Annotated in this window: 23 protein-coding genes and 1 tRNA gene; 11 read left to right on the top strand and 13 right to left on the bottom strand. The window is 70.9% G+C overall.

Going from position 1 to position 23714, the window contains the following annotated elements:
- Nucleotides 1-1012, bottom strand: a 1012-nt coding sequence (locus D7X32_RS10975; protein WP_120602478.1) for a coiled-coil domain-containing protein, incomplete at its 3' end; no start/stop codon positions are given.
- Nucleotides 1013-1190: 178 nt separating this feature from the next.
- Here D7X32_RS10975 and D7X32_RS10970 point away from each other — a divergent pair.
- Entirely contained in the window at nucleotides 1191-2030 is an 840-nt protein-coding gene (locus D7X32_RS10970; RefSeq protein WP_120602477.1) for a 2-oxo acid dehydrogenase subunit E2, read from the top strand.
- Nucleotides 2031-2036: 6 nt separating this feature from the next.
- Here the strand turns inward: D7X32_RS10970 and D7X32_RS10965 are convergent, their stop codons facing one another.
- On the bottom strand, nucleotides 2037-2531 hold the full coding sequence (locus D7X32_RS10965) for a MarR family winged helix-turn-helix transcriptional regulator (protein WP_120602476.1): 495 nt from the start codon (nucleotides 2529-2531) through the stop codon (nucleotides 2037-2039).
- A 97-nt stretch (nucleotides 2532-2628) separates the two neighbouring features.
- On the opposite strand from D7X32_RS10965, the gene D7X32_RS10960 reads away from it, so the two are divergent.
- The gene (locus D7X32_RS10960) at nucleotides 2629-3033 is read left to right on the top strand and encodes a nuclear transport factor 2 family protein (RefSeq protein WP_120602475.1); all 405 of its coding nucleotides are present in this window, start codon (nucleotides 2629-2631) and stop codon (nucleotides 3031-3033) included.
- Here D7X32_RS10960 and D7X32_RS10955 read toward each other — a convergent pair.
- Nucleotides 3009-3959, bottom strand: coding sequence for an AraC family transcriptional regulator (locus tag D7X32_RS10955; RefSeq protein ID WP_120602474.1), 951 nt, complete (start codon nucleotides 3957-3959; stop codon nucleotides 3009-3011). The two genes, D7X32_RS10960 and D7X32_RS10955, sit on opposite strands and share 25 nt — an antisense overlap.
- A 109-nt stretch (nucleotides 3960-4068) precedes the next feature.
- Between D7X32_RS10955 and D7X32_RS10950 the strand changes: the two genes are divergently transcribed.
- A complete protein-coding gene (locus tag D7X32_RS10950; protein ID WP_120602473.1) occupies nucleotides 4069-4812 on the top strand; it encodes an SDR family oxidoreductase in 744 nt (247 codons plus the stop codon).
- 60 nt (nucleotides 4813-4872) lie between these two features.
- On the opposite strand, the gene D7X32_RS10945 is transcribed toward D7X32_RS10950, so the two are convergent.
- The gene (locus tag D7X32_RS10945; RefSeq protein WP_167506464.1) at nucleotides 4873-5829 is read right to left on the bottom strand and encodes a zinc metalloprotease HtpX; all 957 of its coding nucleotides are present in this window, start codon (nucleotides 5827-5829) and stop codon (nucleotides 4873-4875) included.
- Between the two features lie 146 nt (nucleotides 5830-5975).
- Entirely contained in the window at nucleotides 5976-6395 is a 420-nt protein-coding gene (locus D7X32_RS10940) for a hypothetical protein (protein ID WP_120602471.1), read from the bottom strand.
- 151 nt (nucleotides 6396-6546) lie between these two features.
- On the opposite strand from D7X32_RS10940, the gene fni reads away from it, so the two are divergent.
- The 5 genes from fni to D7X32_RS10915 all read left to right on the top strand — a co-directional run bounded on the left by fni (nucleotide 6547) and on the right by D7X32_RS10915 (nucleotide 12167).
- The gene (fni, locus tag D7X32_RS10935) at nucleotides 6547-7605 is read left to right on the top strand and encodes a type 2 isopentenyl-diphosphate Delta-isomerase (protein ID WP_120602470.1); all 1059 of its coding nucleotides are present in this window, start codon (nucleotides 6547-6549) and stop codon (nucleotides 7603-7605) included.
- A gap of 33 nt (nucleotides 7606-7638) precedes the next feature.
- On the top strand, nucleotides 7639-8967 hold the full coding sequence (locus D7X32_RS10930; RefSeq protein WP_120602469.1) for a hydroxymethylglutaryl-CoA reductase, degradative: 1329 nt from the start codon (nucleotides 7639-7641) through the stop codon (nucleotides 8965-8967).
- 94 nt (nucleotides 8968-9061) lie between these two features.
- Nucleotides 9062-10012 carry a mevalonate kinase gene (mvk, locus tag D7X32_RS10925; RefSeq protein WP_120602468.1) on the top strand — a complete coding sequence of 317 codons (951 nt, stop codon included), beginning with the start codon at nucleotides 9062-9064 and terminating at the stop codon, nucleotides 10010-10012.
- Nucleotides 10009-10995 carry a diphosphomevalonate decarboxylase gene (gene mvaD / locus D7X32_RS10920; protein ID WP_120602467.1) on the top strand — a complete coding sequence of 329 codons (987 nt, stop codon included), beginning with the start codon at nucleotides 10009-10011 and terminating at the stop codon, nucleotides 10993-10995. The genes mvk and mvaD overlap by 4 nt, the downstream gene beginning before the upstream one ends.
- A 92-nt stretch (nucleotides 10996-11087) precedes the next feature.
- A complete protein-coding gene (locus D7X32_RS10915) occupies nucleotides 11088-12167 on the top strand; it encodes a mevalonate kinase family protein (protein WP_120602466.1) in 1080 nt (359 codons plus the stop codon).
- Between the two features lie 29 nt (nucleotides 12168-12196).
- On the opposite strand, the gene omp85 is transcribed toward D7X32_RS10915, so the two are convergent.
- A complete protein-coding gene (gene omp85 / locus D7X32_RS10910) occupies nucleotides 12197-13375 on the bottom strand; it encodes an Omp85 family outer membrane protein (RefSeq protein ID WP_120602465.1) in 1179 nt (392 codons plus the stop codon).
- 153 nt (nucleotides 13376-13528) lie between these two features.
- Here omp85 and D7X32_RS10905 point away from each other — a divergent pair, with 153 nt between their 5' ends.
- Nucleotides 13529-15121, top strand: a complete 1593-nt coding sequence (locus tag D7X32_RS10905; RefSeq protein WP_120602481.1) for an alkaline phosphatase family protein — start codon at nucleotides 13529-13531, stop codon at nucleotides 15119-15121.
- A gap of 20 nt (nucleotides 15122-15141) precedes the next feature.
- Complete coding sequence (locus tag D7X32_RS10900; RefSeq protein ID WP_120602480.1) at nucleotides 15142-16224, top strand: lysylphosphatidylglycerol synthase transmembrane domain-containing protein; 1083 nt, start codon at nucleotides 15142-15144, stop codon at nucleotides 16222-16224.
- Between the two features lie 70 nt (nucleotides 16225-16294).
- Here the strand turns inward: D7X32_RS10900 and D7X32_RS10895 are convergent.
- The 7 genes from D7X32_RS10895 to D7X32_RS10865 form a co-directional block, all read right to left on the bottom strand.
- Nucleotides 16295-16378: transfer RNA gene (locus D7X32_RS10895), tRNA-Leu, on the bottom strand.
- A gap of 83 nt (nucleotides 16379-16461) precedes the next feature.
- Nucleotides 16462-16839, bottom strand: a complete 378-nt coding sequence (locus tag D7X32_RS10890) for a 2Fe-2S iron-sulfur cluster-binding protein (RefSeq protein WP_120602464.1) — start codon at nucleotides 16837-16839, stop codon at nucleotides 16462-16464.
- 3 nt (nucleotides 16840-16842) lie between these two features.
- Entirely contained in the window at nucleotides 16843-18687 is a 1845-nt protein-coding gene (gene hscA / locus D7X32_RS10885) for a Fe-S protein assembly chaperone HscA (RefSeq protein WP_120602463.1), read from the bottom strand.
- Nucleotides 18684-19232 carry a Fe-S protein assembly co-chaperone HscB gene (gene hscB, locus D7X32_RS10880; RefSeq protein ID WP_120602462.1) on the bottom strand — a complete coding sequence of 183 codons (549 nt, stop codon included), beginning with the start codon at nucleotides 19230-19232 and terminating at the stop codon, nucleotides 18684-18686. The genes hscA and hscB overlap by 4 nt, the downstream gene beginning before the upstream one ends.
- 117 nt (nucleotides 19233-19349) lie before the next feature.
- Complete coding sequence (locus D7X32_RS10875) at nucleotides 19350-19733, bottom strand: HesB/IscA family protein (protein ID WP_120602461.1); 384 nt, start codon at nucleotides 19731-19733, stop codon at nucleotides 19350-19352.
- 45 nt (nucleotides 19734-19778) lie between these two features.
- Nucleotides 19779-20171, bottom strand: coding sequence for a Fe-S cluster assembly scaffold IscU (iscU, locus tag D7X32_RS10870; RefSeq protein ID WP_120553652.1), 393 nt, complete (start codon nucleotides 20169-20171; stop codon nucleotides 19779-19781).
- Nucleotides 20172-20289: 118 nt separating this feature from the next.
- Nucleotides 20290-21651, bottom strand: a complete 1362-nt coding sequence (locus D7X32_RS10865; RefSeq protein WP_244238951.1) for an IscS subfamily cysteine desulfurase — start codon at nucleotides 21649-21651, stop codon at nucleotides 20290-20292.
- Between the two features lie 371 nt (nucleotides 21652-22022).
- Here D7X32_RS10865 and D7X32_RS10860 point away from each other — a divergent pair, with 371 nt between their 5' ends.
- Nucleotides 22023-23636 (top strand): SPFH domain-containing protein, encoded by a 1614-nt coding sequence (locus D7X32_RS10860; RefSeq protein WP_120602459.1) that lies wholly within the window; start codon nucleotides 22023-22025, stop codon nucleotides 23634-23636.
- The last annotated feature ends 78 nt before the right edge of the window (nucleotides 23637-23714 follow it).

The raw sequence follows: 23714 nt of genomic DNA, 5'->3' as shown, positions 1-23714 counted from the left end.
CGGCGGGGGCTTCCGTCGGCGTGGCCGGGGCGGCGGCGCGGGCCTCTGCTTCGGCGCGGGCGCGGGCCTGGTCGTCGCTGCGCTGGTCGCTGGCGGCGACCTCGTCCGGCGTCAGCTCCGTGCGCTCCGCGAGCATGCCCGTCTTCTTCTCCAGGTCCTTGATGGCCCGGCGAAGCAGGTCGCGCTCCAGGAGCGTGCGGTTGAGGCGCTTCTCCAGCGCCTTGTACTTGTCCTTGCCCAGGTCGGCCTCGGACTTCGTCACGGACAGGATGCGCGCCTGCGTGTCGGCGCGGCCCTTGAGCCGGCGCACTTCCTTCTCCAGCTCCACGGCGCGCGAGCGGTCCTTGTTCGCCGCCTGCTCCAGCCGGTCCATCTTCTCGCGGTCCGCGTCGTTCAGCTCGCGGTAGCGGCGCACGGGCTCCGCCGGGGCCACGGGCACGGGCGTCACGGTCACCGCCGCGCTCACCACGGGCTCGCTCGCGGGCGCGGCGATCTGCTCCGTCGTCGCGGGAGCGGCGGCTGCGGGCGCGGAAACAGGCGCGGGGACGGCGGCGGCCGGGGCCTCACGGCGGCGGGGGCTGCCGCGCCCTTCGGTCTCCGCGCGCAGCCGGGCGTTCTCCGTCAGGGCCTGCGCCAGCTCCGAGCGGGTCTGCTCCAACTGGATGCTGGCGTTGCGCTCCACCTCGGCGCGGGCCTTCGCCAGGTCGTTCGACCCCTTGTCGCCTTCCTTCTGCTCGAAGAGCTTGCGCTTGGTCTGCTTCAGCTGCTCCTTGACCTCCTGGAGCTGTGCGCGCTGCTCGTCCAGCTCCTTCTGCTTGCGCTGGACTTCCGATTCCGCCTTCGCGCGCGCCTTGCTCTCGGACTCCAGCTCGCCCCGGAACGACGGCGCGGAAGAGGAAGAAGAGAGCGAGGAACGACCCGCGTTGGCACCAGCGCCGCTCTTGTCTCCGAAGAGCAGCAGGCCGAGCGTCACGGCGAACCCGACCGATACGAGGATGAGTGCAACCAGCAAGGGAACGACCTCCACAGAAGGATGCAAAAAGCGGGGCAGCCTACCGCTGGGACATGGCGCGTCAAGGCTTCACTGGCAGGCAACCCGGCGGGCCCCACCCGCCGTGCCGGCCGGGCCGTGGCGTCCGCCTGCATTCCGGCTCCCCTATCAGCGCTCACCTGGGGCACGCTCGCGCCCCATGGCGCACCTGGAGCTGAAGCCGAAGCAGGACGTGTCGAGCTTCCGCAAGCTCGCCATCGGGAGCTGGGCGACCGCGTATGACCCCACGGTCTACGGCACGCTGACGGTGCGCATGGACGCGGCGCTCGCTTACCTGGACGCCTTCCACCAACGCACCGGTGTTCGGCTCACCGCGACGCACCTGGTCCTCAAGGCCGTGGGGGAAGCGCTGCGCCGCTGCCCGGACGCCAACGCGCTCCTGCGCTACCAGCGCATCTACCTGCGCCAGCGGATCACCGTGTGCGCGGTGCTGCCCGGCGCGGATCAGCGGGGCCTCACGCCCGTGCGCATCGAGGACGTGGACCAGAAGCCCCTGCGCGAGCTGGCGCTGGAGGTGGAAGCCACCGCGGCGCGCGTGCGCGAAGGCCGCGACGCACAGGTGGAGCAGGGCCGGCGTCTGCTGGAGCGCGTGCCCCCCTTGCTCCTGCACCGCTTCACCGGGCTGGTGTCGTTCCTCACGTACACGCTGAACGTGGATCCGAAGTGGATGGGATTGCCCAGGGACCCGTTCGGCTCGGTGGTGGTGGTGGACGTGGGCGCGCTGGGGCTGGACACGGCCTACCTGCCGCTGGCGCCCTTCACCCGCGTGCCCGTCTTCCTCGCGCCCGGCGCGGTGCGGGAGGTGGCGGTGGTGGAGGAGGGCAGGGTGGTGCCCGGCCACGTGATGAACATCAACGCGTCCTTCGACCACCGCTTCCTCGACGGCTACCACGCGGGCGTCATCGCCAACACGCTGCGCGAGATGCTGGAGCACCCGGTGGAGTCCTTCGGACCGCTCCCGGATCCATCGCCGGGATAGCCTCCGTCAGCGCGGCTCTCGCACCCGCCGGCGCCGCACCGTCTCCGCGCCGCCCAGCGACTCCAGCACCGCGGCGAGCACCCGGCGCGTCTCATCCACCACCTGCGCCCCCTGCGCGCGGCGGAAGCGGGTCTCGAACTCCGCCCGGATGGCCCGCGTCGTGTCGATGGCGGCATGCCCCCGCTCGGACAGACGGATCCGCCGGGTCCGCGCGTCCTCGGAAGGCGCCGCCTCCACGATGCCGAGTGTCCGCAGCTCCGCGACCGTCTTGGACGCCGCCTGCTGCGTCACGCCCAGGAGCTCCGCCAGCTCGCTGATGGTGCGAGGCGCCTCCAGCAGGTGCTGCACCACGTAGCCATGTCCCTGCCGCAGCCCCGGGAAGCCCGCCGCGTGCACCTTCTCCAGCACCAGCGCGTTCACCCGCATGCCCACGAAGAGGGCCAGGTGTCCCAGGTCCAACGCCTCCAGCTCCGGACTTCCCCCGCGCGCTCGACGTGCCATGTCCCCACATCTTGAATCCACAATCAGGGTTGTGCAATGAAGGTTGTGAAACCGGGGTTGTGGAAGTTCATTCCGAGGCCCGGTCCAGGAGCCCGCCATGTCCCAGTCCTCGCCGCACCTGGAGTTCACCCGCCGCTACCTGCAGGCCCTTGAAGCGGGGACGACGGGGGAGGCGCTCGCCGCCTTCTTCCACCCGGAGGTGCGCCAGCACGAGCACCCGAACCGCCTGACGCCCCAGGGGACGACGCGCGACCTGGCGGGGCTGCTGGCCTCCGCCGAGCGGGGCCTGAAGGCCGTGTCGGCCCAGCGCTACGAGGTGACGTCCGCGCTCTGCGTGGGGGACACCGTCGCCGTGGAGGCGGAGTGGAGCGCGACGCTGCGGGTGCCCGTGGGAAACCTGCCCGCGGGAGGGACGATGCGGGCGTCGCTCGGCATGTTCTTCACCTTCCGCGACGGCCGCATCGTCTCCCAGCGCAACTACGACTGCTTCCAGCCCTTCTGACCGGGTGACGGGTGACGCCGGGGCCCGTGTCCGCCCGCACGCGCGAAGCGCCCGGGAGGCTGGCCCACGCACTTGCTGAACGCCGCGGTGAAGGTGCTTGCCGAGCTGTAGCCAACGCGCTCGGCCACCTCGGTGATGGTGAGCTCCTGGCCGCGAAGCAGTCCCCTCGCGACGGCCATCCGCCAGTCCAGCAGGTACTCCATGGGGGGCAGGCCCACGGTGCGTGTGAAGCGCTCGAAGAACGCCGAGCGTGAGAGCGCCGAACTCTTCGCGAGCTGCGCCACGGTCCACGGACGCGTGAGGTGGCGGTGCATCTGCCGTATCGCGGGGGCGAGCCGCGCGTCCGCCAGTCCACGCAGGAGCCCCGGAGGCGTGTCGCCGCTCGACGTCGACCTCAGCGCCTCGATGAGCAGCAGCTCCACGAGCCGCGTCAGCACCAGGTCGCGGCCCGAGCGCTGTTCGCTCGTTTCGTCGCTGACGAGTTGGACCAGCGTGGAGAGCCGCGCCACGCCGGGGACGTGCACCACGGTTGGGAGCAACGACACCATCAGGGCCGCGTCCGGCGAGTCGAAGACGAAGTAACCCCCGAGCAGGCGCACGTCCGGGCGTCCGCCACGCCGGCCGTGACGTACCTCCCCCTTGGGGGCCGGAGCCACCTTGGGGTCGACACGTTCGGGAGTCACCGGTTCGAAACCGGAGATGGTGAAGCCCGGCGTGGCCGGCAGCAGCACGAAGTCGCCCCCCTCGAGCGTCAGGGCCGGCTGTCCGTCGACGGCCAGCCGGCAGCGCCCTTCGAGCACGGCACAGAAGCTGGGCTGACCGAAGTCAGAGTAACGAACACCCCATGCGCCAGCGCCGCTGATGCCCTTCGAGAAGACGGCTTTGGGCTGAAGCAGCGCGATGACTTCCGAGAGGGGATCGGTCATGGCTGGACTCTAGCGAAAGAAATACGGACTCCCCATGGTGGAGCGTCCTGAGTGCCGCCGGTACCTTCAGAACATCGACGCCGCGCGAATCGCGGCAAAAGGAGCCGGCATGAAGACGGTGCTCATCACGGGTTGCTCTTCCGGTTATGGACTTGAGACGGCACGCCACTTTCACGCGAAGGGCTGGAACGTGGTCGCCACCATGCGGACGCCGCGTGAGGACGTCCTCCCTCCCACGGACCGGCTGCGCGTGGTGCCGCTCGACGTGACGAGGCCCGAGAGCATCGCCGCGGCGCTGGAGGCGAGCGGGCCCATTGACGTGCTCGTCAACAACGCGGGCCTCGGGCTCATGGGGGCCTTCGAGGCCACGCCGATGGCCACGGTGCGCGAGGTGTTCGAGACCAACGTCTTTGGCGTCATGGCGATGACGCAGGCGGTGCTGCCGCGGTTTCGCGCACGCAAGTCGGGCGTGGTCGTGAACGTGACATCCAGCGCGACGCTGGCCCCGATGCCGCTGGTGGCCGTCTACACCGCGAGCAAGGTGGCCATCGAAGGGTTCACGGAGTCGCTCGCCTTCGAGCTCGAGGACTTCAACCTGCGCGTGAAGCTCGTCGAGCCGGGCTATTGCCCGGGCACCCGCTTCACGAGCAACGGCTCCTCCCGGATGGAGGGGCTGTTCCCCGAAGCGTACGCGCCCTTCGCCCAGCGCATCTTCGACTCGCTCGGACAGCCCTCCGCGGTGACGCGCGAGTCCGACGTGGCCGAGGCCATCTGGCGTGCCGCGAATGACACCTCGGGAACGCTCCGCTTCCCCGCGGGGCCTGACGCGGAGGCGCTGGCCCGGTCCGCCTGAGCAGGCCCAGGGGCCATAACCCCTGCCAGCGCACTGGCAGGGGTTATGGCTTCCAGCGGGTCAGTACGCGTACTCCCAGCCGCCACGGCTGCGCGTGCCCTGGCCCATCCGCGCGCTCATCTCGCGCAGCCGGCGCACGCGCTCCGGGATGGGCGGGTGCGTGGAGAACAGCGACATCACCCCGCCGTGGTGCAGCGGGTTGACGATGAACAGGTGCGACGTGGCCGGCGCCCTGTCGTACGGGATGGCCTCCGCGCCGCGCTCCATCTTCAGGAGCGCGCTCGCCAGCGCATCCGGGTCGCCGCACAGCTCCGCGCCCGTGGCGTCCGCGCCGTATTCGCGCGAGCGGCTCACCGCCAGCTGCAGCAGCGTGGCCGCGATGGGCGCCACCAGCAGCAGGCCCAGGTTGGACAGCGCACCGGCCAGACCACCGCCTTCTTCATCGTCGCCGCGGCTGAGCATGCTACCGCCGAACCAGAAGAGCATCTGCGCCGCGTAGCTGATGATGCCCGCGAGCGTCGCCGCCACCGTGCCGATGAGCGTGTCCCGGTTGCGCACGTGGCCAATCTCGTGCGCGAGCACACCCTCCAGTTCGCGCCGGTCCAGGATGTCCACGATGCCCGCCGTCACCGCGACGGCCGCGTGGCTCGGGTTGCGGCCCGTGGCGAACGCGTTGGGCTGCGCCGTGGGCAGCAGGTACACCTTCGGCTTCGGCATGCCCGCGCGCGCGGCCAGCCGCTCCACCATCTCGTGCAGCCACGGGGCCTGTTCGTACGGCAGCGGCCGCGCGCCGTGGATGGCCAGCGCGATGCGGTCGCTGAACCAGTACGAGCCGAAGTTCATCACCACCGCGAAGAGGCCTGCCATCGCCAGCCCCTGCGCGCCGCCCAGCCGCTGGCCGATGACGAGCACCAGTGCCGTCAAGCCCGCCAGCAGGACGGTCGTCTTCAATGCGTTGCCCAGCCGGTGCCACCCGCCGCCCTTGAGCGCCGGTGCGGCCGGTCCTCGGGATGTCATGTGGGGGTCACGCTGCGCCATGGTCCTCGTTCCGTGCCTTTCGCCCCGTCAAGGGAGGCCACACGAAACGTAAGCAGGCACAGGGGGGCGTCAACGTGACGGGTCCAGGCTGCCCCGGAGGCCCATGGCCCCAGCCACCGCCCGTCTCAAAGGTAGAAACGATCCGTTACGCCCGCCGTACGCTGGAGGATGGCGCTCCAACCGAGCCAGACGTCTATGCCACTGTCGCCCGCCTTCGACTCGCTCCCCAGGGCACCGAGCGAGCCCGTGCAGCCCGCCACCGTGCCCAGCCCGGACTCGCGCACGTGCTCCAGGAGCGCGCGCACCGTGGGCATGCCGCGCGCCTCGAAGCGGTCCGCCACGTCCTCGCGGCCGGCGAAGTCCGGCTCGTCCAACCTGTCCATCAGGAAGCGTTCCAGGGCCCACCAGAACAGGTACACCTCCACGCGCCGCCCGGCCGCTGTCGCCGCCGCCGCGATGGAGAGCCCCTGGTGCACCCGGTCGTATTCGCCACTGTGCAGGAAGACGACGACCCTGTTGTCCGGCGTGCTCACGCGGTGGCTCATACCGTCCAGAAGCCACCGCGTCCATTCACGCCCCGGGGGCGACCGCCAGGGCCCTTTGGCTTGCACCCCGGCCCTGGCGCTTGGTAGGAACCTAGTGACCTTCCAGTCTTACACGTTTTTTGCAGCGACAGCGCGGGCGGCATTCAGCGACATGGGCGACGAGACGACAGCCAGGCGGAAGGATGCCCACCTCGATCTGTGCGCGACCGGAGACGTGGAACCCGCGCAAAACTCCACGCTGCTGGAGCACGTGCACCTCATCCACTGCGCCATGCCGGAGATGGCGGTGGAGGACGTGGACCTGTCCACGCCGTTCCTGGGCAAGCGGCTCCAGGCGCCGCTGCTCCTCACCGGCATGACGGGTGGCACCGAGCGCGCGGGCGCCGTGAACCGGGACCTGGCGCTGCTCGCGGAGCGGCACGGCCTGGCCTTCGGCGTGGGCAGCCAGCGCGCCATGGCGGAGGACAGCGCGCGCGCGGCGTCCTACGCGGTGCGCGACGTGGCGCCCACGGTGGCGCTCCTGGGCAACATCGGCCTGTACCAGGCCATTGGCCTGGGCGTGGACGGCGTGCGGCGGCTGATGGACGCCATTGGCGCGGACGGCATGGCGCTGCACCTCAACGCCGGCCAGGAGCTGACGCAGCCGGAGGGCGACCGCGACTTCCGCGGCGGCTACCGCGTGGTGGAGGAGCTGGCGCGCGCGTTTGGCGACCGGCTGCTGGTGAAGGAGACCGGGTGCGGCATCGGTCCGGACGTGGCGCGGCGGCTGGTGGAGCTGGGCGTGCGCAACGTGGACGTCTCCGGGCTGGGCGGCACGTCGTGGGTGCGCGTGGAGCAGCTGCGCGCGGCGGGCCCGCAGGCGCAGGTGGGCGCGGAGTTCAGCGGCTGGGGCATCCCCACCGCGGCGGCCATCGCCAGCGTGCGCAAGGCGGTGGGGCCGGAGGTGCGGCTCGTGGCCAGCGGCGGGGTGCGGGGTGGGCTGGAGTCCGCGAAGGTGCTCGCGCTGGGCGCGGACCTGGCGGGCATGGCGCTGCCGCTGTTCCGGGCCCAGCAGCAGGGCGGACTGCCGGCCGCGGAGGAGGCGCTGAAGGTCATCCTCACGGGGCTGCGGCAGGCGCTGGTGCTGACGGGCAGCCGCGACGTCGCGCAATTGCGGCAGCGGCCCCGCGTGGTGTCCGGAGCGTTGAAGGATTGGTTGGCGGCGTTGTGATGCAGGGCGGCTCCCAGGTTGGGAAGGAAGAACATGTCTGACACCGTGACGTCCCGGCTCGCCGGATTCCACAAGCTGCCCATGGAGGAGCGTCTGGCGCGCATTGGCCAGATGTTCCGGCTGACCGAGGCGGAGCTGGAGCATCTGCGCGGCGAGTCCGCCCTGGACCTCACGGTCGCCAACCAGATGATCGAAAACGCGGTGGGCACGTTCTCCCTGCCGCTGGGCCTGGGCCTCAACCTCAACGTCAACGGGCGCGACTACCTGGTGCCCATGGCGGTGGAGGAGCCCTCCGTCGTCGCGGCGGTGTCGTTCGCGTCGAAGATCGTCCGCGAGGCGGGCGGCTTCACCGCGGAGGCCGACGAGTCGATGATGATCGGCCAGGTGCAGGTCTCCAACTACGGCGACCCCGGCCTCGCGTCCGAGAAGATCCTGGAGGCGAAGGAGCAGATCCTCGCCCTGGCCAACAGCTTCCACCCGGCCATGGTGGCCCGCGGCGGCGGCGCCCGGGACGTGGAGGTGCGCCTGCTGCCCGCGCCGGAAGGCCCGCGCGGCGAGCCGCTGCTCATCGTCCACCTCCTCATCGACGCGCAGGAGGCGATGGGGGCGAACCTCATCAACACCATGGCGGAGGGCGTGGCGCCGCTGATTGAACAGCTGACGGGCGGCAGGGTGTACCTGCGCATCCTGTCGAACCTGGCGGACAAGCGGCTCGCGCGCGCCACGTGCCGCATCCCGCTGCCGCTCCTGGCGGACTTTGGCCTGCCGGGCGAAGTGATCGCGGAAGGCATCGCCCAGGCGAGCCGCTTCGCGGAAGCGGACCCGTACCGCGCCGCCACGCACAACAAGGGCGTGATGAACGGCATCGACGCGGTGGCCATCGCCACGGGGCAGGACTGGCGCTCCATCGAGGCGGGCGCGCACGCGTTCGCGTGCCGCAAGGGGCAGTACCGCCCGCTGTCCACCTGGTACCTGGAGGAAGGGCACCTGGTGGGCCGCATCGAGCTGCCGCTGGCGCTGGGCCTGGTGGGCGGCCCCATCAAGATCCATCCGGGCGCGCAGGTGGCGCTCAAGCTGATGCGCGCCACCAGCGTGCGCGAGCTGTCCATGGTGTTCGCGGCGGTGGGCCTGGCGCAGAACTTCGCGGCGCTCCGGGCCCTGGGCTCGGTGGGCATCCAGAAGGGCCACATGGCCATGCACGCGCGCAGCGTCGCGGTGACGGCGGGCGCGCGCGGCGGGGACGTGGAGAAGGTGGCCAACCTGCTGGTGAAGGCGGGGCACGTGAAGGTGGAGAAGGCGCGGGAGATCCTCGCGAACCTGCCGCCGGAGACGCCCGCCATCGCCACCCTCACCAACGGCTGACGTTCCGCCCCGGAGCGCTTCCCACGCGGGAGCGCTTGACGGGGCCGGGCGGTGCGCGAAAGAACGCGCCCGCCCCTTTCGCGTGCCTGGTGCCATGACTCCCGCAACGAATCCCCTGGTCGCCTTCGGTGCTGGCAAGGTCATCCTGCTGGGCGAGCACAGCGTCGTGTACGGCTACCCGGCCATCGCGGGTCCCCTGAGCATCGGCGTGGTGGCGCGCGGCGTGCCCTCCCGCTCGTGCGTGCTGGACGTGCCGGTGACGGCGGACGCGGCGCAGAAGCGGATGATGCGCAAGGCCTTCGCGCGGGCGGCGAAGCTGGTGGGCGAGCCGAAGGTGAAGGTGACGCTGGAGCCGCAGCTGCCGCTGTCCGCGGGGCTGGGCAGCTCCGCGGCGCTGGCGGTGGCCACCTCCCGCGTGCTGCTGCGGGCGGCGGGGCAGGAGCCCACGGCGAAGGCGACGGCGCGGCTGGCGTGGGAGATGGAGCAGGAGTTCCACGGCACGCCGTCCGGCGTGGACCACACCACCAGCGCCGAGGAGAAGCTCATCCTCTACCGGCGGGTGCAGGCGCCGGCGGGCGTCACGGGACGGGCACGCGAGCTGAAGAGCCCGCGGCCGGTGTCGGTGGTGGTGGCGCTGGCGGGCGCGCGCAGTCCCACGAAGCTGACGGTGGGGGCGCTGCGCGAGCGGCAGGCGCGGTGGCCGGAGCGCTACAAGCGGCTCTTCGGTCAGGTGGGGAGGCTCGTCACCGACGCGGCGAAGGCGGTGGAGGCGGGCGACCTGGAGGGGCTGGGGGACGCGATGAACGTCAACCAGGGCCTCCTGAACGCGCTGGGGCTGTCGTCGCCAGCGTTGGAGGACATGGTGTTCCGGCTGCGCTCGCTGGGCGCGCTGGGGGCCAAATTCACCGGGGCGGGAGGTGACGGTGGCGCGGTCATCGGCCTCTTCCCCGAACCGGAGCCCGTGGTCGCGCAGTTGACGCGCGACGGCGTGCGCTGCTTCGCGAGCCAGCTCGCGGGACCGCGGGCCCAGGGAGACATTCCATGAAGGCAACGGTCCGGGCGCATCCCAACATCGCGCTCGTGAAGTACTGGGGGAAGCGGGACGAAGCGCTCATCCTCCCGCATCAGTCCAGCCTGTCGCTGACGCTGGCGCCCATCCACGTGACGACGACGGTGGAGTTCGGCGCCGCCGCGGACACGGTGGAGCTGCACGGCCACGCGGCCAAGGGCAGCGAGCGCGACCGCGTGCTGCGCCTGCTGGACGCGGTGCGCGTGCAGGCGGGGCGCGACCTGGGGCCCGCGAAGGTGGTGTCTCGCGGGGACTTCCCGATGGCGGCGGGCCTGGCCAGCAGCGCGGCGGGCTTCGCGGCGCTGGCGGTGGCGGGGTGCGCGGCGGCGGGGCTTCCGGAGGACACGCGGGCGTCCAGCATCCTGGCGCGGCGGGGCAGTGGCTCCGCGTGCCGCAGCGTGCAGGGCGGCTTCTGCGAGTGGCAGCGCGGTGAGCGCGCGGACGGCGAGGACAGCTACGCCATCCAGCGCTTCGACGCGGGCCACTGGGCGGACCTGCGCATGGTGGTGGCCATCCTCGACCGCGGCGAGAAAGAGGTGAAGTCGCGGGACGGGATGAAGAACACGGTGGAGACGAGCCCCTACTACCCGGCGTGGGTGAAGGACGCGGAGGCCGAAGTGCCCCGCGCCCGGGAGCTCATCGCGAAGAAGGACCTGGAGGCGCTGGGCGAGCTGTGCGAGCGCAACGCGTGGCGGATGCACTGCACCACGCTCTCCGCGGATCCGCCGCTCAGCTACCTGAGCCCGGCGACGCTGGGGCTCATCCAGCACCTGCGCGAGCAGCGCAAGAAGGGCGTGCCGGTGTGGTTCACGCTCGACGCGGGTCCGAACCCGGTGCTGCTGACGACCTCGGCCCACGAGGTCGCGGCGGAGGCCCTGGCCCGCGCCTGCGGCGCCGTGGACGTGGTGCGCTGCGTGCCCGGCGGTGATGCGACGCTGCTCACCGAGCACCTGTTCTGACAGCGCTTCGCTCGCTGCTCCTGGCGCAGTGATTCCAACGCATGCGCCGGGCCGGAGCACGGCCCGCAGCGCGTGCACGAGGTGACACACGGATGGACCGAGCGCTCTCCGCCCCAGGCAAGCTGTTCATCTCCGGCGAGTACGCCGTGCTGTGGGGCGGCGTGTCGCGCCTGGCCGCGGTGGCGCCGCGCACGGCCGCCTATGTGCGCAGGCGCCAGGACTCGCGCGTGCACATCTGCCTGGAGGAGGGGACGCTCCAGGGCCTCACCACGCCCCGGGGCGTGAAGTGGGAGCGCGACGTGCCCGCCGGCTTCTCCTTCGTCGCCCGCACACTGGATGAGGCCCTGCGCGCGCACGGCCGCGCGAGCGTGGGCTTCGACGTCGCGGTGTCACCGGGCGCACTGGGCCCGGGCGGCCACAAGCTGGGCATCGGCGGCAGTGCCTCCGCCACGGTGCTCGCCGCGGAGGCCGCGCGCTTCGTGCTGGAGGAGAAGTTCGACGTGCTGAAGCTGGCCCTCACCGCGCACACGCTGGGGCAGGGCGGCAAGGGCAGCGGCGGCGACGTGGCCACGAGCTTCGCGGGCGGAGCCGTGCGCTACCGGCGCTACGACATCACCGCGCTCGCGAACGCCGCCAACACCGGCCGCTTCAACGCCGCGCTCGCGGAGTCCCCTCCGGTGGACCTCTGGCGCATGCCCGTGCCCCGCGTGTCCATGCTCTACGCCTTCACCGGCGAGAGCGCGTCCACGAAGCTCCTCATCGACCAGGTGGAAGCCCGGCTCGCGGATGCCGGCCGCAAGGCGTTCGTGGAGCGCTCGGACGCGCTGGGGCACACGATTGAAGACGGCCTGGGCGGCGGCGACTTCCGCGCCTTCGCCGAAGCCGTGAAGGCCCAGCACGCGCTGCTCCTGGAGCTGGGCCCGCTGGAGACCGAAGGCATGCGCCGCGTGCTGGCCCTCGCCGCGTCCTACCACTGCGCGGGCAAGCTCTCCGGCGCGGGCGGTGGCGACGGCTGCATCCTCTTCGCCCCGGACGCTGCCGCGCGTGAAGCCCTGCGCCAGGGCCTGGAGTCGCGCGGCTTCCTCACGCTGACGCTGGACGTGGAGCAGGGCGTGCGCGGCGAGGCGCAGACGGATGCGCGGCTTCGCGGTTGGGTGGACGCGCTCACCTGAAAAGTCGCGGCGCGCGCCCGGGCCCGCCGTTAGAACATGTGACCGAACGTGATGTAGAAGCGCTGACGGCCCGTTTCGGTGGAGCGCGCGTAGTCCATGCGCACCACGGCCGCGCGGCGCGAGAAGCGCAGGCCGCCGCCGATGCCCGGGTGCCACTCATGCCACTTGCCGTCCGTCACGCCCGGATGCCACACGCGGCCCAGGTCCAGGAACACCACCGCGCCCAGCGCCAGCGGCTGCCCGAAGACGCTCATCCGCGCCGCCTGGAAGCGCAGCTCGGAGTTGCTGAAGGCCTTCACGTTGCCGGCGAAGCGGTTGCGCTCGATGCCGCGCACGCTGCTCATGCCGCCAATGCCCTCGGACACGTTGACGCCGCCCGTGGTCATCCACTCGAAGAACGGCACCTCGCCGAACAGCATGTCCAGCGTGAGCCGCTGCGCGAAGACCAGCCGCGGAGTAATCCGGATGTAGCGGCGCTCGCTCAGCGTCACGCCCGCGTACTGGTAGCGGCTGAAGGTGGCCAGGCCCGACACGCGCAGCGCCACCTCCTCCACGCCACCGGACGTCGGGTCGGATTCCTCGTCGCGCGTGTCCCAGAGCGCGCCCGCGAGGATCTGCCCGCTGGGCCCGCCCTCGATGCCGATGGGCTTCTCCTGCGCCAGGATGGACGTCTCGTAGGGTGACACGCGCGTGTAGCGCCAGCCGTAGCCCACGTACGACTGGAACGGGTGCTTCTCACCGAAGGGCCGCCCGCGCAGACGCACCCAGAGGCCCGGCGAGCCCTTGTCGTAGTTGTACTTCTGGTCGTCCACGTCCCCCCGGAAGTCCGGGGCGGACAGGTTGCCCGCGCCGAAGAAGGGGCTGCTCTTCTCCTGGCGGTACTCCAGCCGTCCCTCCAGCCGCAGGGGCCCCAGCAACTGCGGCCCGTCGTAGCGGAGGTAATGATTCATGGCGCCGCGAGCGGTGAAGAACACCTGCGCGGACAGGGCATGCGCATAGGGCGCCTTGCCCTCACCGTAGAGATACATGCCGCCCACGGCGCCGTAGCCGAAGCCCTGATCCGAGCTGAAGCTCAAGAGGGGCAGGGCGATGCCGTCCATCGTCGGCGTCTGCTTCACCGGCACGAGCCCGGGCGCGGCCGTTCGGCCGGCCGCCACGGCGCTCAGCGACAGCAGCATGAAGAACAGGAAGACGGCTGGAGCCAGCATCGAAACCCCGTGAAGCCCCGAGGGGGCGCATCGATTCCAGCCCGGGACAGGAACCTCTTCCGCCCGCCTGCTCTCCAAGAGAGCAGCGCGGCCCCGGAAGCTCCTGTCCCCCTGAATGCCCATTTTGCCTTGGGGGATGGGGGAGCCGTCAACGTGCGCGAAAGTCTCAACGAGCTCGTCAGCGAGAATTCACGAAATTGGGCGAATGGCCTCGTCCGGAGGATCGGGTCGAAAGTTCCGCCTGTGGCGGCGCGTCGGCCTCGGAACGCTCTGCTCGTCCATCTGGACGGGGTGCCAAAGGCCCTCCTGGACGAGGCCATTGTCACGGGGCGCATGCCCTTTGTCGCACAGCTCGTCCGCTCTGGCGCGTATCACCTGGAGAACGCGTTCTGGGGCGCGCCGACGTCCACGCCGTTCTTCCAGGCGGGGCTGCTCTACGGGCTGCAGCACCCGAACCTGCCGGGCTACAGCTGGTACGACCGCGCGCTCGGCCGCAAGGTGCAGATGAACACGCCGGGCGACGCGATGGCCATCGACGCGCGCCTGCGCGGCCACGGCCGCACGAGCCTGCTGGACCACGGCGGCCACACGTACTTCTCGCTCTTCCACGCGGGCGCCATGAACCGCATGTGCATGAGCACGCTGTCCAGCTTCAAGCTGATGGCGCGCTCGTTCGCGTACGAGATGCAGGGCCTGGGGTCGGCGCGCACGAAGGGCGCATGGGACTTCCTGCGTTCCTTCGGCATGGAGTCCTGGCAGGCCGTGCGCGAGGTGCGGCAGTGGGCGCGCGCCGTCAAGGACTGGCGTCACGAGCAGGGTTTCCTGCTCAGCCGCATCCTCCTCCAGCGGTTGGGCTGGAGCTTCGCGTACACCAAGTCCCTGGTGGACATGGTGCGCGGCGTGCCGCTCATCTACCTGGTGTACGGCAACTACGACGAAGTGGCCCACCGCCGGGGTCCGCGCTCGGAGCTGGCGATGCAGGAGCTGCACCGCGTGGACGCGTCGCTGGCGGAGCTGTTCGCCGTGGCCCGCGCCGCGCCGGAGCCCTACGACGTCATCCTCCTGTCCGACCACGGCCACGTGGACAGCCTGCCCCTGGAGCAGCGCCAGGGCCGGCGCCTGGAGGCCGTCCTCGTCGAGGGCGACGTGCCTCCGCTGCGCGAGGACGTGCGCCGGGGCCTGCTGGATGGCCGCGAGCCCCCGGCACCGGACACCGCCGCGCGCGAGCCCTTCATCCCCGTGGTGGTGGAGGCCGGCAACTTCGCCCACATCTACCTGAGCGGGCGTCCCGCGCCGCTGGAGGCGCGCGAGCTGCTGGCGCGGCACCCGGAGGTGCTGGCGCGGGCCACGAACAACCCGGACATCGGCATGGTGGCGATGCGCAGGGGTTCGGAAGCGGTGGTGGTGATGGGCGGGGGCGTCTACGGCCTGGCGGATCTGGACCGCGCGCCGCTCACCACCGAGTACAGCCGGCGCGCCGTGGCGGACTTCCTCCACGGGCTGCCGCGCATGGACACCGCGGGGGACCTGGTCCTCTTCGGTGAAGCCGTCCAGAAGGGCGGCACGGTGGGCTTCGCGTGGGAGTTCGGCTCGCACGGCGGCCTCACGCGCGTGGAGTCCGACAGCCTGGTGATGTGGCCCGCCAACGGCCCGGTGGACCTGTCCGGCCTGAGCCACTGCGCCCGGCTGCACGAGCGGCTGGCCGAGGCCTACCTGGACACCGGCTCACCCCGGATCATCCATTGAACATGACGAAGGGGAGGACCATGCGGCTTCCCAACGCCGGTGGACGCACGTGGCTCAAGGTGCTGGGCGCGGTGGTGGGGCTGGTGCTGTCCGTGCTGCTGCTCTCCACCGCGTTCTTCAAGTGGAACCTGCACGGGCCGGGGGACCTGCTCATTCCGCGCTTCCCGCTGGGGAAGTTCGTGCGCGATCTGCCGGGGCACCTGGTGTGGCTGGTGCCCTTCATGCTGCTGCAGGCGGCGCTCGTGCCGCTGCGGGCGGTGCAGTGGCAGGCCACGCTGCGCAAGCCCATCCCGTTCCGCGACCGCTTCCAGATGGTGGGCATTGGCGTCTTCGTGCACAACGCGCTGCCGGGGAAGCTGGGCGAGGTGACGCGCTCCTTCCTCCTGTCGCGCACGCACAACATCCCCTTCATCCGGAGCCTGGGCTCCGTGGGTGTGTGCAAGCTGATGGAGTTCGCCTGCCTGATGCTGCTGGTGGCCCTGTCCTTCCTGGGCCCCTTCGGCGCGACCATGGCCCACTTCCGGACGGAGATGGAGGTGGCGGTGTCGCTGTGCATCGGCCTGGTGGCCCTGGTGGTGCTGCTGGCCCACTGGGCGGCGCCCCTGGGCCGCTGGCTGCACAAGCGCCACAGCCTGCCCCGCGTGGACAGCTTCCTCAGCCACGTGGGCGAGGGCCTGGGCACCGCGCGCTCCTTCAAGGGCATGGCGAAGGTGTTCTTCTTCTCCATCTTCCCGGTGTTCGCCTCCGCGCTGGCGTACGGCCTGGCGCTGCGCGGCGTGCGCATCCCCGGAGGACTCTTCGCGGGCGCCGTCGTGCTGGGCGCCATCTCCCTGGGTCAGGCGCTGCCGGGCGTCCCGGCGGGCATGGGCATCTACTACTTCGTCACGAGCTGGGCGGCGCGCTCGCTGGGCTCCAGCGCGGAGGACGCGGCGGCCTTCGCCACGCTCACCCACCTGGGCACCGTCATCAGCCAGGTGGCCGTGGGCGCGTGGTGCGTGCACCGCTCCAAGCTGCGGATCCGCGACCTGCGCAAGGGCGGCCGGCTGGCCAACGCCGCCGCGCACCACGTGGCGCATGAAGCAGTGGAACCCGCGCCGCCATAGGGCGTGGGAAGGGCAGGGCGGGAAAACAAAAAGGGCCCCGACTTGTGGTCGGGGCCCTTCTTTTACTTCATGCCCAGGAGAGGACTCGAACCTCCATGCCCTTGCAGGCGCTAGACCCTGAATCTAGTGTGTCTACCAATTCCACCACCTGGGCAGGTGGCTCGCGGCGCTTGTGGCGCCGCGATGGGCGAGACGTATAAAGAACCTCCCCCGCCCGGTCAAGCACCCTTTTTCGGCCTACTTCTTCAGGGGCCAGCGGCCCTCGGACTCGAGCTGCCGGCGGATGACCGGGTTCTCGTCCATGAAGGCGACCAGGGACTCCTCGGTGATCTCCACCGTGATGTCCTCACCGCCCACTTCCGTCTGGCAGGACAGGCGGGAGTACGGCCGGACGTCGAACCCCATGTCCAGGCGGTCCATCTCGTCGTCCCGCTGCTCGCTCAGCGAGTCCAGGCCCTTGCGGACCCAGACATGGCAGGTGGAGCACCCGCAGACGCCGCCGCAGCTGTGGCCCACCTGGGCCTCGCCCTTCTCCGCGGCGTCCAGCAGGGTGGTGCCCGGGGGCACGTCCACGGCGACCTCCGCCAGGGGGCTCTTGAAGGTGACCTTGGGCACGGCTCAGTACTCCTCCACGGAATGGCCGGACACCACCTGGGTGATGGCGCGGTTCATGACCCGTTCGATGAAACCCCGGGACGCCTCGTCCAGCGCGTGCAGGGCCTCCTTCACGGCCAGGTAGTCCTTGCCCTGCGCGGTTTCGCGCACGCGGGCCATGGCGGCCTGGATGGCCTCCGGCTCGCCGGCCTCCAGCAGGGCCGCGTTCTCGCGCAGCTGCCGGTCGGCCTCGGAGAGGACGCGCTCGGCCTCCACCTGCTGCTCGCGCAACTGGCGGGCCTGGATGTCGTCCTCCGCGAAGTCGATGGAGTCGAGGAGCATCTTCTCGATCTCCTCGTCCGTCAGGCCGTGGCTGGGCTTCACGGTGATGGCCTGCGCCACGCCGGTGCTCTGCTCCTTGGCGGTGACGGACAGGATGCCGTCCGCGTCCACCTGGAAGCGCACCTCCACGCGGGCCATGCCGGCCGCCATGGTCGGGATGCCGGAGAGCGTGAAGCGCGCGAGGCTGCGGTTGTCCTGCACCAGCTCGCGCTCGCCCTGCACCACGTGCACGTCCAGGCCTGTCTGGCCGTCCTTGAACGTGGTGAACACCTGCGCCGCCGCGGTGGGGATGGTGGAGTTGCGCGGGATCAGCTTCTCCGTGATGCCGCCCATCGTCTCCAGGCCCAGCGACAGGGGGATGACGTCCAGCAGCAGCACCTCGTCCTGGCGGTCGCCGTCGGTGAGCAGGCTGGCCTGCACCGCCGCGCCCAGCGCCACGACCTGATCCGGATCGATGTCGCCCAGGGGCTCGCGGCCGAACAGCTCCGCCACGAAGCGGCGCACCGCGGGCACGCGCGTGGAGCCGCCCACCAGGATGACGCCGTCCAGCTCCCCGGCCGCGACGCCCGCGTCCTTCAGCGCCCGCCGGCACACCGCGCCCGTCTTCGCCACGAGCGGCTGGATCCACGCCTCGAAGTCCGCGCGGCCCACCTGCTGCGTATGCCCCTCCACGCTCAGCGTCACCTCCGCCGCGTCGGTGAGCGCCTCCTTCGCCTTGCGAGCGGCGGCCATCAGCTCCGCCACCTGCGCGGGGGAGGGCGCCTGCACGCCGCGCTTCTGGAGCACGTGCTGCGCGATGGCGCGGTCGAAGTCGTCGCCGCCCAGGGCCGAATCGCCGCCGGTGGACTTCACCTCGAAGACGCCGTCCTCCAGCTTGAGGATGGAGATGTCGAACGTGCCGCCGCCCAGGTCGTAGACGGCGAACATCCCCTGGCTGCCCTTGTCCAGGCCGTATGCCAGCGCGGCGGCGGTGGGCTCGTTGAGCAGCCGCAGGACTTCCAGGCCCGCGAGCTTCCCCGCGTCGCGGGTGGCCTGGCGCTGGGCGTCGTCGAAGTAGGCGGGCACGGTGATGACGGCCTGCTCCACCTTGCCGGAGAAGTGCGCCTCCGCGCGGCGCTTCAGCGCGCGCAGGATTTCGCCGGAGACCTCGATGGGCGTCACCGGCTGGCCGCCGGCCACGTCGAAGCGCACCACGTTGGCGCCGGGTGCGAAGGCGTAGTGGCCCAGCTTGCGCGTCTCCGGATCATCCGGGCTGCGGCCCATGAAGCGCTTCACCGACACGATGGTGTCCGTGGGGGCCTCGGCCGCCAGCTTGCGCGCGCGGGCACCCACCACCACGCCGCCGTCCTTGCCGTAGTGCACGACGGAGGGCAGCAGCAGCGAATCGCCCTCGTCCACCGGGACGCAGCGGGGCTTGCCCTGCGTCACGGACGCCACCAGCGAGTGGGTGGTGCCCAGGTCGATGCCCACCACGTGGCCCTTCGGCTTGAGCGGGTCGTGGATCTGCAGATAGCCGTTGTTGCTCACGCGAGCACCTCCTCCTCGAACGCGTCCACCTGCTCGAGGAAGCGCGTGAAGTAGCGCACCCGCCCCAGCGCGTGCGATGCCTTTCTCACCCCGTCCGGCGAATCCCCCGAGCCCTCCAGCGCTCCGAGCGCCGCGACGGCCTCCTGGAGCGCCGCCGACTTGCGGCCCGCCACGTCCTTCGCCATCCCCTGCGCCCGGGGCAGGTCCTTCGCCGCGATGGCTTCGTCCAGCGCCTCACGCAGCTCCATGACCTCCTCCAGGAACTCCAGGGGCATGTCCTTCTGGGCGCCCGCGTCCTCGCGGTCCAGGTCCACGCCGTGGAGCTTGAGCAGGTAGAAGGCGCGGCGCACCGGGTCCTTCAGCGTCTTGAAGGCCTCGTTGAGGGCGGTGGTGCCCTCCACGGCCTGCAGGCGCGCCTTCGCGTTGCCGGGGGCGACGCGGTCCGGGTGCAGCTGCAGCGACAGCTCCCGGTACTGCTTCTCCAGGGCCGGCACGTCCACGGCGTGGGAGCGGGGCAGCCCGAACACGTCGAAGTGGGTCCTCACGGTGGGGGAAGTCCTCGTGGCGAATCAGGGGGAAAACGAAAAAGGGGCCCGGCGCCGGGCCGGACCCCTGGTGCCCGCTCCCTGACCGACAGGGCGGGCGGGAAGGCCGCTGGGGCTTCAGACGGAGAAGCTCTCTCCGCAGCCGCACGCGGCCTTGACGTTGGGGTTGTTCAGCTTGAAGCCGGACGCCATCAGCGTCTGCTCGAACACCAGCTCCGTGCCGATGAGGTACAGGTAGCTCTTCGGGTCCACGAAGACGCGCACGCCGTCACGCTCGAACACCTTGTCGCGCTCGCGGGACTTCTCCGACCACTCCATGGAGTACTGGAGGCCGGAGCACCCGCCGCCCTTCACCGCGATGCGCAGGCCGGCGTCCGGCGTCTGGCGCTCCACCAACAGCTGCTGGAGGCGCGCCACCGCGCTGTCCGCCAGGCCAATGCCCTTGGGGGCCGGCTTGGGGGGCGTCTGAGGGGCCTGGGTCGTCTGGGCCTGCTCGTTCATGGGGTCGTCCTCGGTTCCTGGAAGAAGTGCCGCGAGCTCTGGACGCTACGCCTGCCGCGACGCGCGCTTCTTCTTGAAGTCTTCGATGGCCGCCTTGATGGCGTCCTCGGCCAGCACGGAGCAGTGGATCTTCACCGGGGGCAGCGCCAGCTCCCGGGCCACGTCCTTGTTGGAGATGGTCATGGCCTGATCCACCGTCTTGCCCTTCACCCACTCGGTGACGAGCGAGCTGGACGCGATGGCGGAGCCACAGCCGAAGGTCTTGAAGCGCGCGTCCTCGATGACGCCCGAATCGCTGATCTTCAGCTGGAGGCGCATCACGTCGCCGCAGGCGGGGGCGCCCACCAGGCCGGTGCCGACGTTCGGGTCGTTCTTGTCGAGCGTCCCCACGTTGCGGGGGTTCTCGTAGTGCTCGATGACCTTCTCGCTGTAAGCCATGCGTCTCACGCTCCTTCTGCACAACGCTTGAACTGATGCGCTCCGGGAACAACCGATGCGCGGCCGGGCGGGCGGGGGCTCCCGTGCCCGGTGGGAAGTCTTGAGGGGAGGGGAGCGCCTAGTGGGCGGTCCACTCGATGCTCTTGAGGTCGATGCCTTCCTTGGCCATCTCGTACAGGGGGCTCATGTCTCGCAACTTGCGGACTTTGTCCACCACGAGGCGGATGACGAAGTCCACCTCCTCCTCCGTGTTGAAGCGGCCCAGGCCGAAGCGGATGGAGCTGTGCGCCATGTCCTCCTCGACCCCCAGGGCGCGCAGCACGTAGGACGGCTCCAGCGACGCGGACGTGCACGCCGAGCCGGACGACACCGCGACGTCCTTGATGGACATCATCAGGGCCTCGCCCTCCACGTAGGAGAAGGAGATGTTGAGGCTGCCCGGCATGCGGTGCTCCAGGCTCCCGTTCACCACCACCATGTCCAGCTGCTCCATGATCCCGGTGCGCAGCCGCTCGCGCAGGCGGAACAGGCGCGCGGACTCTTCCGGCAGGTCCTTCTTCGCCACCTCCGCCGCCGCGCCGAAGCCGACGATGGACGCCACGTTCAGGGTGCCGCTGCGCATGCCGCGCTCGTGGCCGCCACCGTCCACCATGGGCGCGATGCGCACGCGCGGCTTGCGGCGGACGTAGAGGGCGCCCACGCCCTTGGGGCCGTACATCTTGTGCGCGCTGATGGAGGCCAGGTCCACGTGCATGGCCTCCACGTCGAAGGGCACCTTGCCCACGCCCTGCACCGCGTCGCAGTGGAAGAGGACGCCCTTCTCACGGCACAGCTTGCCAATCTCCGCCACCGGCTGGACCACGCCGATCTCGTTGTTGGCGAACATGATGGAGACGAGCACCGTCTTGGGCGTCATCGCCGCGGCCAGCTTCTCCAGGCTCACGCGGCCGTCGCGCTCCACGTCCAGGTAGGTGACGCGCGCGCCGCCGGTGGGCATCTCCGCCCACTTCTTGTACGTGTCGTCCGCCTCCAGGTTGAACTTCGCGGCCAGCTCCGGGACCTCTTCCGGGGACACGTCGCGCTCGGCCAGCTGGCCCAGGCGCAGGAGCTTGAGCTCGTCCAGCCGCTCCTGGCGCACGCGCTCCAGGCGCTTGCAGGTGTCCAGGATGGCCTTGTGCTCGGTCTTCAGGGTGATGATGTGGTCGCCCTTGGACTTGTAGAACTCGATGACGCCCTTGATGGCCAGGTTGTCGGATTCCGTGGCGCCGGAGGTGAAGACGATCTCCTTCTCCGAAGCGCCAATGAGGTCCGCCACCTGCCGGCGCGCCTTCTCCACCGCGGCCTCGGCCTTCCAGCCGAACGCGTGGTTGCGGCTGGCCGCGTTGCCGAAGTCCTCGCGCAGGTAGGGCAACATGACTTCCAGCACCCGCGGGTCGAGCGGGGTGGTCGCGTGGTTGTCCATGTAGATGGGCAGGTTCAGCATGGCTTCCTTCTGAAAGAAGTGACGCGGGAGGATGGGACATCCCTCCGCTCCCCGGCGACGCGGTGGGTCCGCGCGCAGCGGCAGGGTCTACATGCGCCCACACGAATGTGGACCGGACTGGTCAATTATAAAATCGACCCCCCTCGGGTCAAGGGAACATAAGGCGCGAGGCCCCTATGTCCGACGCACCGGGTCGTGGGGTGGGCCGGGCGGGCTCAACGCTCCTCCAGAGTGGCGCACTCCGGGTGCACCGGGTTGGGGCGGGGTGATCCGAAACGGTGCTTCGCGCGCCCATAAGTGCCCGTTTCGTGGCCCTGGGGGACGTGGCCGGGTGCCTGCACTGAGGACGCCGCGGAGGGTGCCAACACATGAGCGCCAACGCGAAGTCGCAGGCCCGGAGCAACGCCCAGGACATGCAGCAGGAGGGAACGGGGCGGCCGTCGCTGATCCGCTTGGAGGGGGGCCTGGAGCGTTCCCGCTACGCGGACGGATGGCGGGCGGGCAAGCCCGCGGAGGATCCGGACAAGGTGAAGAAGTGGGGCCTGATCACGGCGCGGCCCAGCGAGTTCCTCATCCACATGCGCCGGGGGCGCGTGCGCGAAGTGAGCGGGCAGGGCGCCAGCTGCTTCAAGCTGCCGGGGGACTCGGTGGCCATCGTGCCCACCAGCATCCAGCGGCTCCAGTTCACCGCGGATCAGGTGACGAGCGAGAAGGTGGGCGTCGCGGTGACGGGCCTGGCGGTGTACCGCATCGCGGATCCGCTGGTGGCCTTCCGGATGCTCAATTTCAGCTACCCGGAGCGCGCGCAGGAGAAGCTGGCGGAGCTGCTCGGGGAGATGTTCGTGGGCGCGGCGCGCCGGCTGGTGGCGAACCTCTCCGTGGAGGAGTGCCTCACCCGGCGCAAGGAGGGCATCGCGGAGGAGCTGATGCGCGAGATCGCGCCGGTGCTCTCCGGACGGGGCCGGGTGGAGGACCGCACCGACACGGGCTGGGGCGTGCTGCTGGACACCATCGAGATCCAGGACGTGCGCGTCCTGTCCTCGGCCGTCTTCGAGCACATGCAGGCGCGCTTCCGCCGCGAACAGGAGCGGCAGGCGCGCGAGGCGGAGCTGGCCAAGGAGCGCTTCGTGCGGCGCGAGGAGACGGAGGCCGAGCGCGTGCTCAACCTCCAGAAGCTCGCCGCGCGCGAGGAGGTCCGTCAGCGCACGCAGGCCACGGACGAACAGGCGCGGCTGGAGCAGCTCGCGGTGGAGGCGCGGCTCGCGCAGGCGAAGATGGAGCAGGTGCGCCAGCAGCAGCAGGAGCGCACGTCCGTGGAGCGCGAGGTGGCGCTCGCGAAGCTGTCCGCACAGGAGGAGGTCCGCACGCGCACGCAGGCGTTGAAGGAGCAGGCCCGCCTGGAGGCGCTGGGCACGGACGCGCGGCTGGAGGAGGCGCGGCTCACGAGCGAACGGCAGCTCGCGTACAACCGCGCCCAGGGTGAACTGGAGCAACTGCGCTGGGCGCAGGAGGCGGAGGCCGCCAAGGCGCAGGTGGAGCTGGAGCGGCTGCGCCGCCAGCAGGAATCGGAGGCCGCGCGTCACGAGGTGCAACTGGCCGAGGCCCGGCAGGAGGCCGAGCAGCTGTCCGCCCGGCTCCAGGTGATGCTGGCGAAGCAGTCCATCGCGGAGGCGGAAGCCGGCATCGCGGAGCTGGAGCTGCGGCGCACCCGGGCGCAGCAGGGGCTGGAGATGGAGCGCGCGAAGGCGCTGCGCGACATCGAGAACTCGGTGAGCGCGGAGGTCATCCAGTTGACGTTGGCGCAGCAGCTGCCGCAGGTGGCGGCGGCCTTCCAGCAGCAGATGGGCGAGGTGCACGTGACGGCGGTGGATGGAGCGAACCCCTTTGGCTACATCGCCGCCGCCGTGGAGGGCGTGATGGGGCTGGCGCGCTCGGCGGGCCTGAAGGTGCCTGTCTCCCCCGCGCAGATGCCCGTGGGGTAGCCGCGTCCCCGGCCTCCGCATATAGAAGGGAGCCTCTTTCCGGAGCCTTTCCGGTCCGGGAGGCGCGGGAGCCGAGGC

The organism is Corallococcus carmarthensis (genome assembly GCF_003611695.1).
Lineage (GTDB): Bacteria > Myxococcota > Myxococcia > Myxococcales > Myxococcaceae > Corallococcus > Corallococcus carmarthensis.
The sequence above is the reverse complement of the archived record's forward strand: the minus strand, read 5'-3'. Positions and strand labels throughout refer to the sequence as shown.

Excerpts from the sequence above, each read along its gene's own strand:
- D7X32_RS10970 (WP_120602477.1), top strand. The coding sequence starts at position 1,191 with ATGGCGCACCTGGAGCTGAAGCCGAAGCAGGACGTGTCGAGCTTCCGC.
- D7X32_RS10965 (WP_120602476.1), bottom strand. The coding sequence starts at position 2,531 with ATGGCACGTCGAGCGCGCGGGGGAAGTCCGGAGCTGGAGGCGTTGGAC.
- D7X32_RS10960 (WP_120602475.1), top strand. The coding sequence starts at position 2,629 with ATGTCCCAGTCCTCGCCGCACCTGGAGTTCACCCGCCGCTACCTGCAG.
- D7X32_RS10955 (WP_120602474.1), bottom strand. The coding sequence starts at position 3,959 with ATGACCGATCCCCTCTCGGAAGTCATCGCGCTGCTTCAGCCCAAAGCC.
- D7X32_RS10950 (WP_120602473.1), top strand. The coding sequence starts at position 4,069 with ATGAAGACGGTGCTCATCACGGGTTGCTCTTCCGGTTATGGACTTGAG.
- D7X32_RS10945 (WP_167506464.1), bottom strand. The coding sequence starts at position 5,829 with ATGACATCCCGAGGACCGGCCGCACCGGCGCTCAAGGGCGGCGGGTGG.
- D7X32_RS10940 (WP_120602471.1), bottom strand. The coding sequence starts at position 6,395 with ATGAGCCACCGCGTGAGCACGCCGGACAACAGGGTCGTCGTCTTCCTG.
- fni (WP_120602470.1), top strand. The coding sequence starts at position 6,547 with ATGGGCGACGAGACGACAGCCAGGCGGAAGGATGCCCACCTCGATCTG.
- D7X32_RS10930 (WP_120602469.1), top strand. The coding sequence starts at position 7,639 with ATGTCTGACACCGTGACGTCCCGGCTCGCCGGATTCCACAAGCTGCCC.
- mvk (WP_120602468.1), top strand. The coding sequence starts at position 9,062 with ATGACTCCCGCAACGAATCCCCTGGTCGCCTTCGGTGCTGGCAAGGTC.
- mvaD (WP_120602467.1), top strand. The coding sequence starts at position 10,009 with ATGAAGGCAACGGTCCGGGCGCATCCCAACATCGCGCTCGTGAAGTAC.
- D7X32_RS10915 (WP_120602466.1), top strand. The coding sequence starts at position 11,088 with ATGGACCGAGCGCTCTCCGCCCCAGGCAAGCTGTTCATCTCCGGCGAG.
- omp85 (WP_120602465.1), bottom strand. The coding sequence starts at position 13,375 with ATGCTGGCTCCAGCCGTCTTCCTGTTCTTCATGCTGCTGTCGCTGAGC.
- D7X32_RS10900 (WP_120602480.1), top strand. The coding sequence starts at position 15,142 with ATGCGGCTTCCCAACGCCGGTGGACGCACGTGGCTCAAGGTGCTGGGC.
- D7X32_RS10875 (WP_120602461.1), bottom strand. The coding sequence starts at position 19,733 with ATGAACGAGCAGGCCCAGACGACCCAGGCCCCTCAGACGCCCCCCAAG.
- iscU (WP_120553652.1), bottom strand. The coding sequence starts at position 20,171 with ATGGCTTACAGCGAGAAGGTCATCGAGCACTACGAGAACCCCCGCAAC.
- D7X32_RS10860 (WP_120602459.1), top strand. The coding sequence starts at position 22,023 with ATGAGCGCCAACGCGAAGTCGCAGGCCCGGAGCAACGCCCAGGACATG.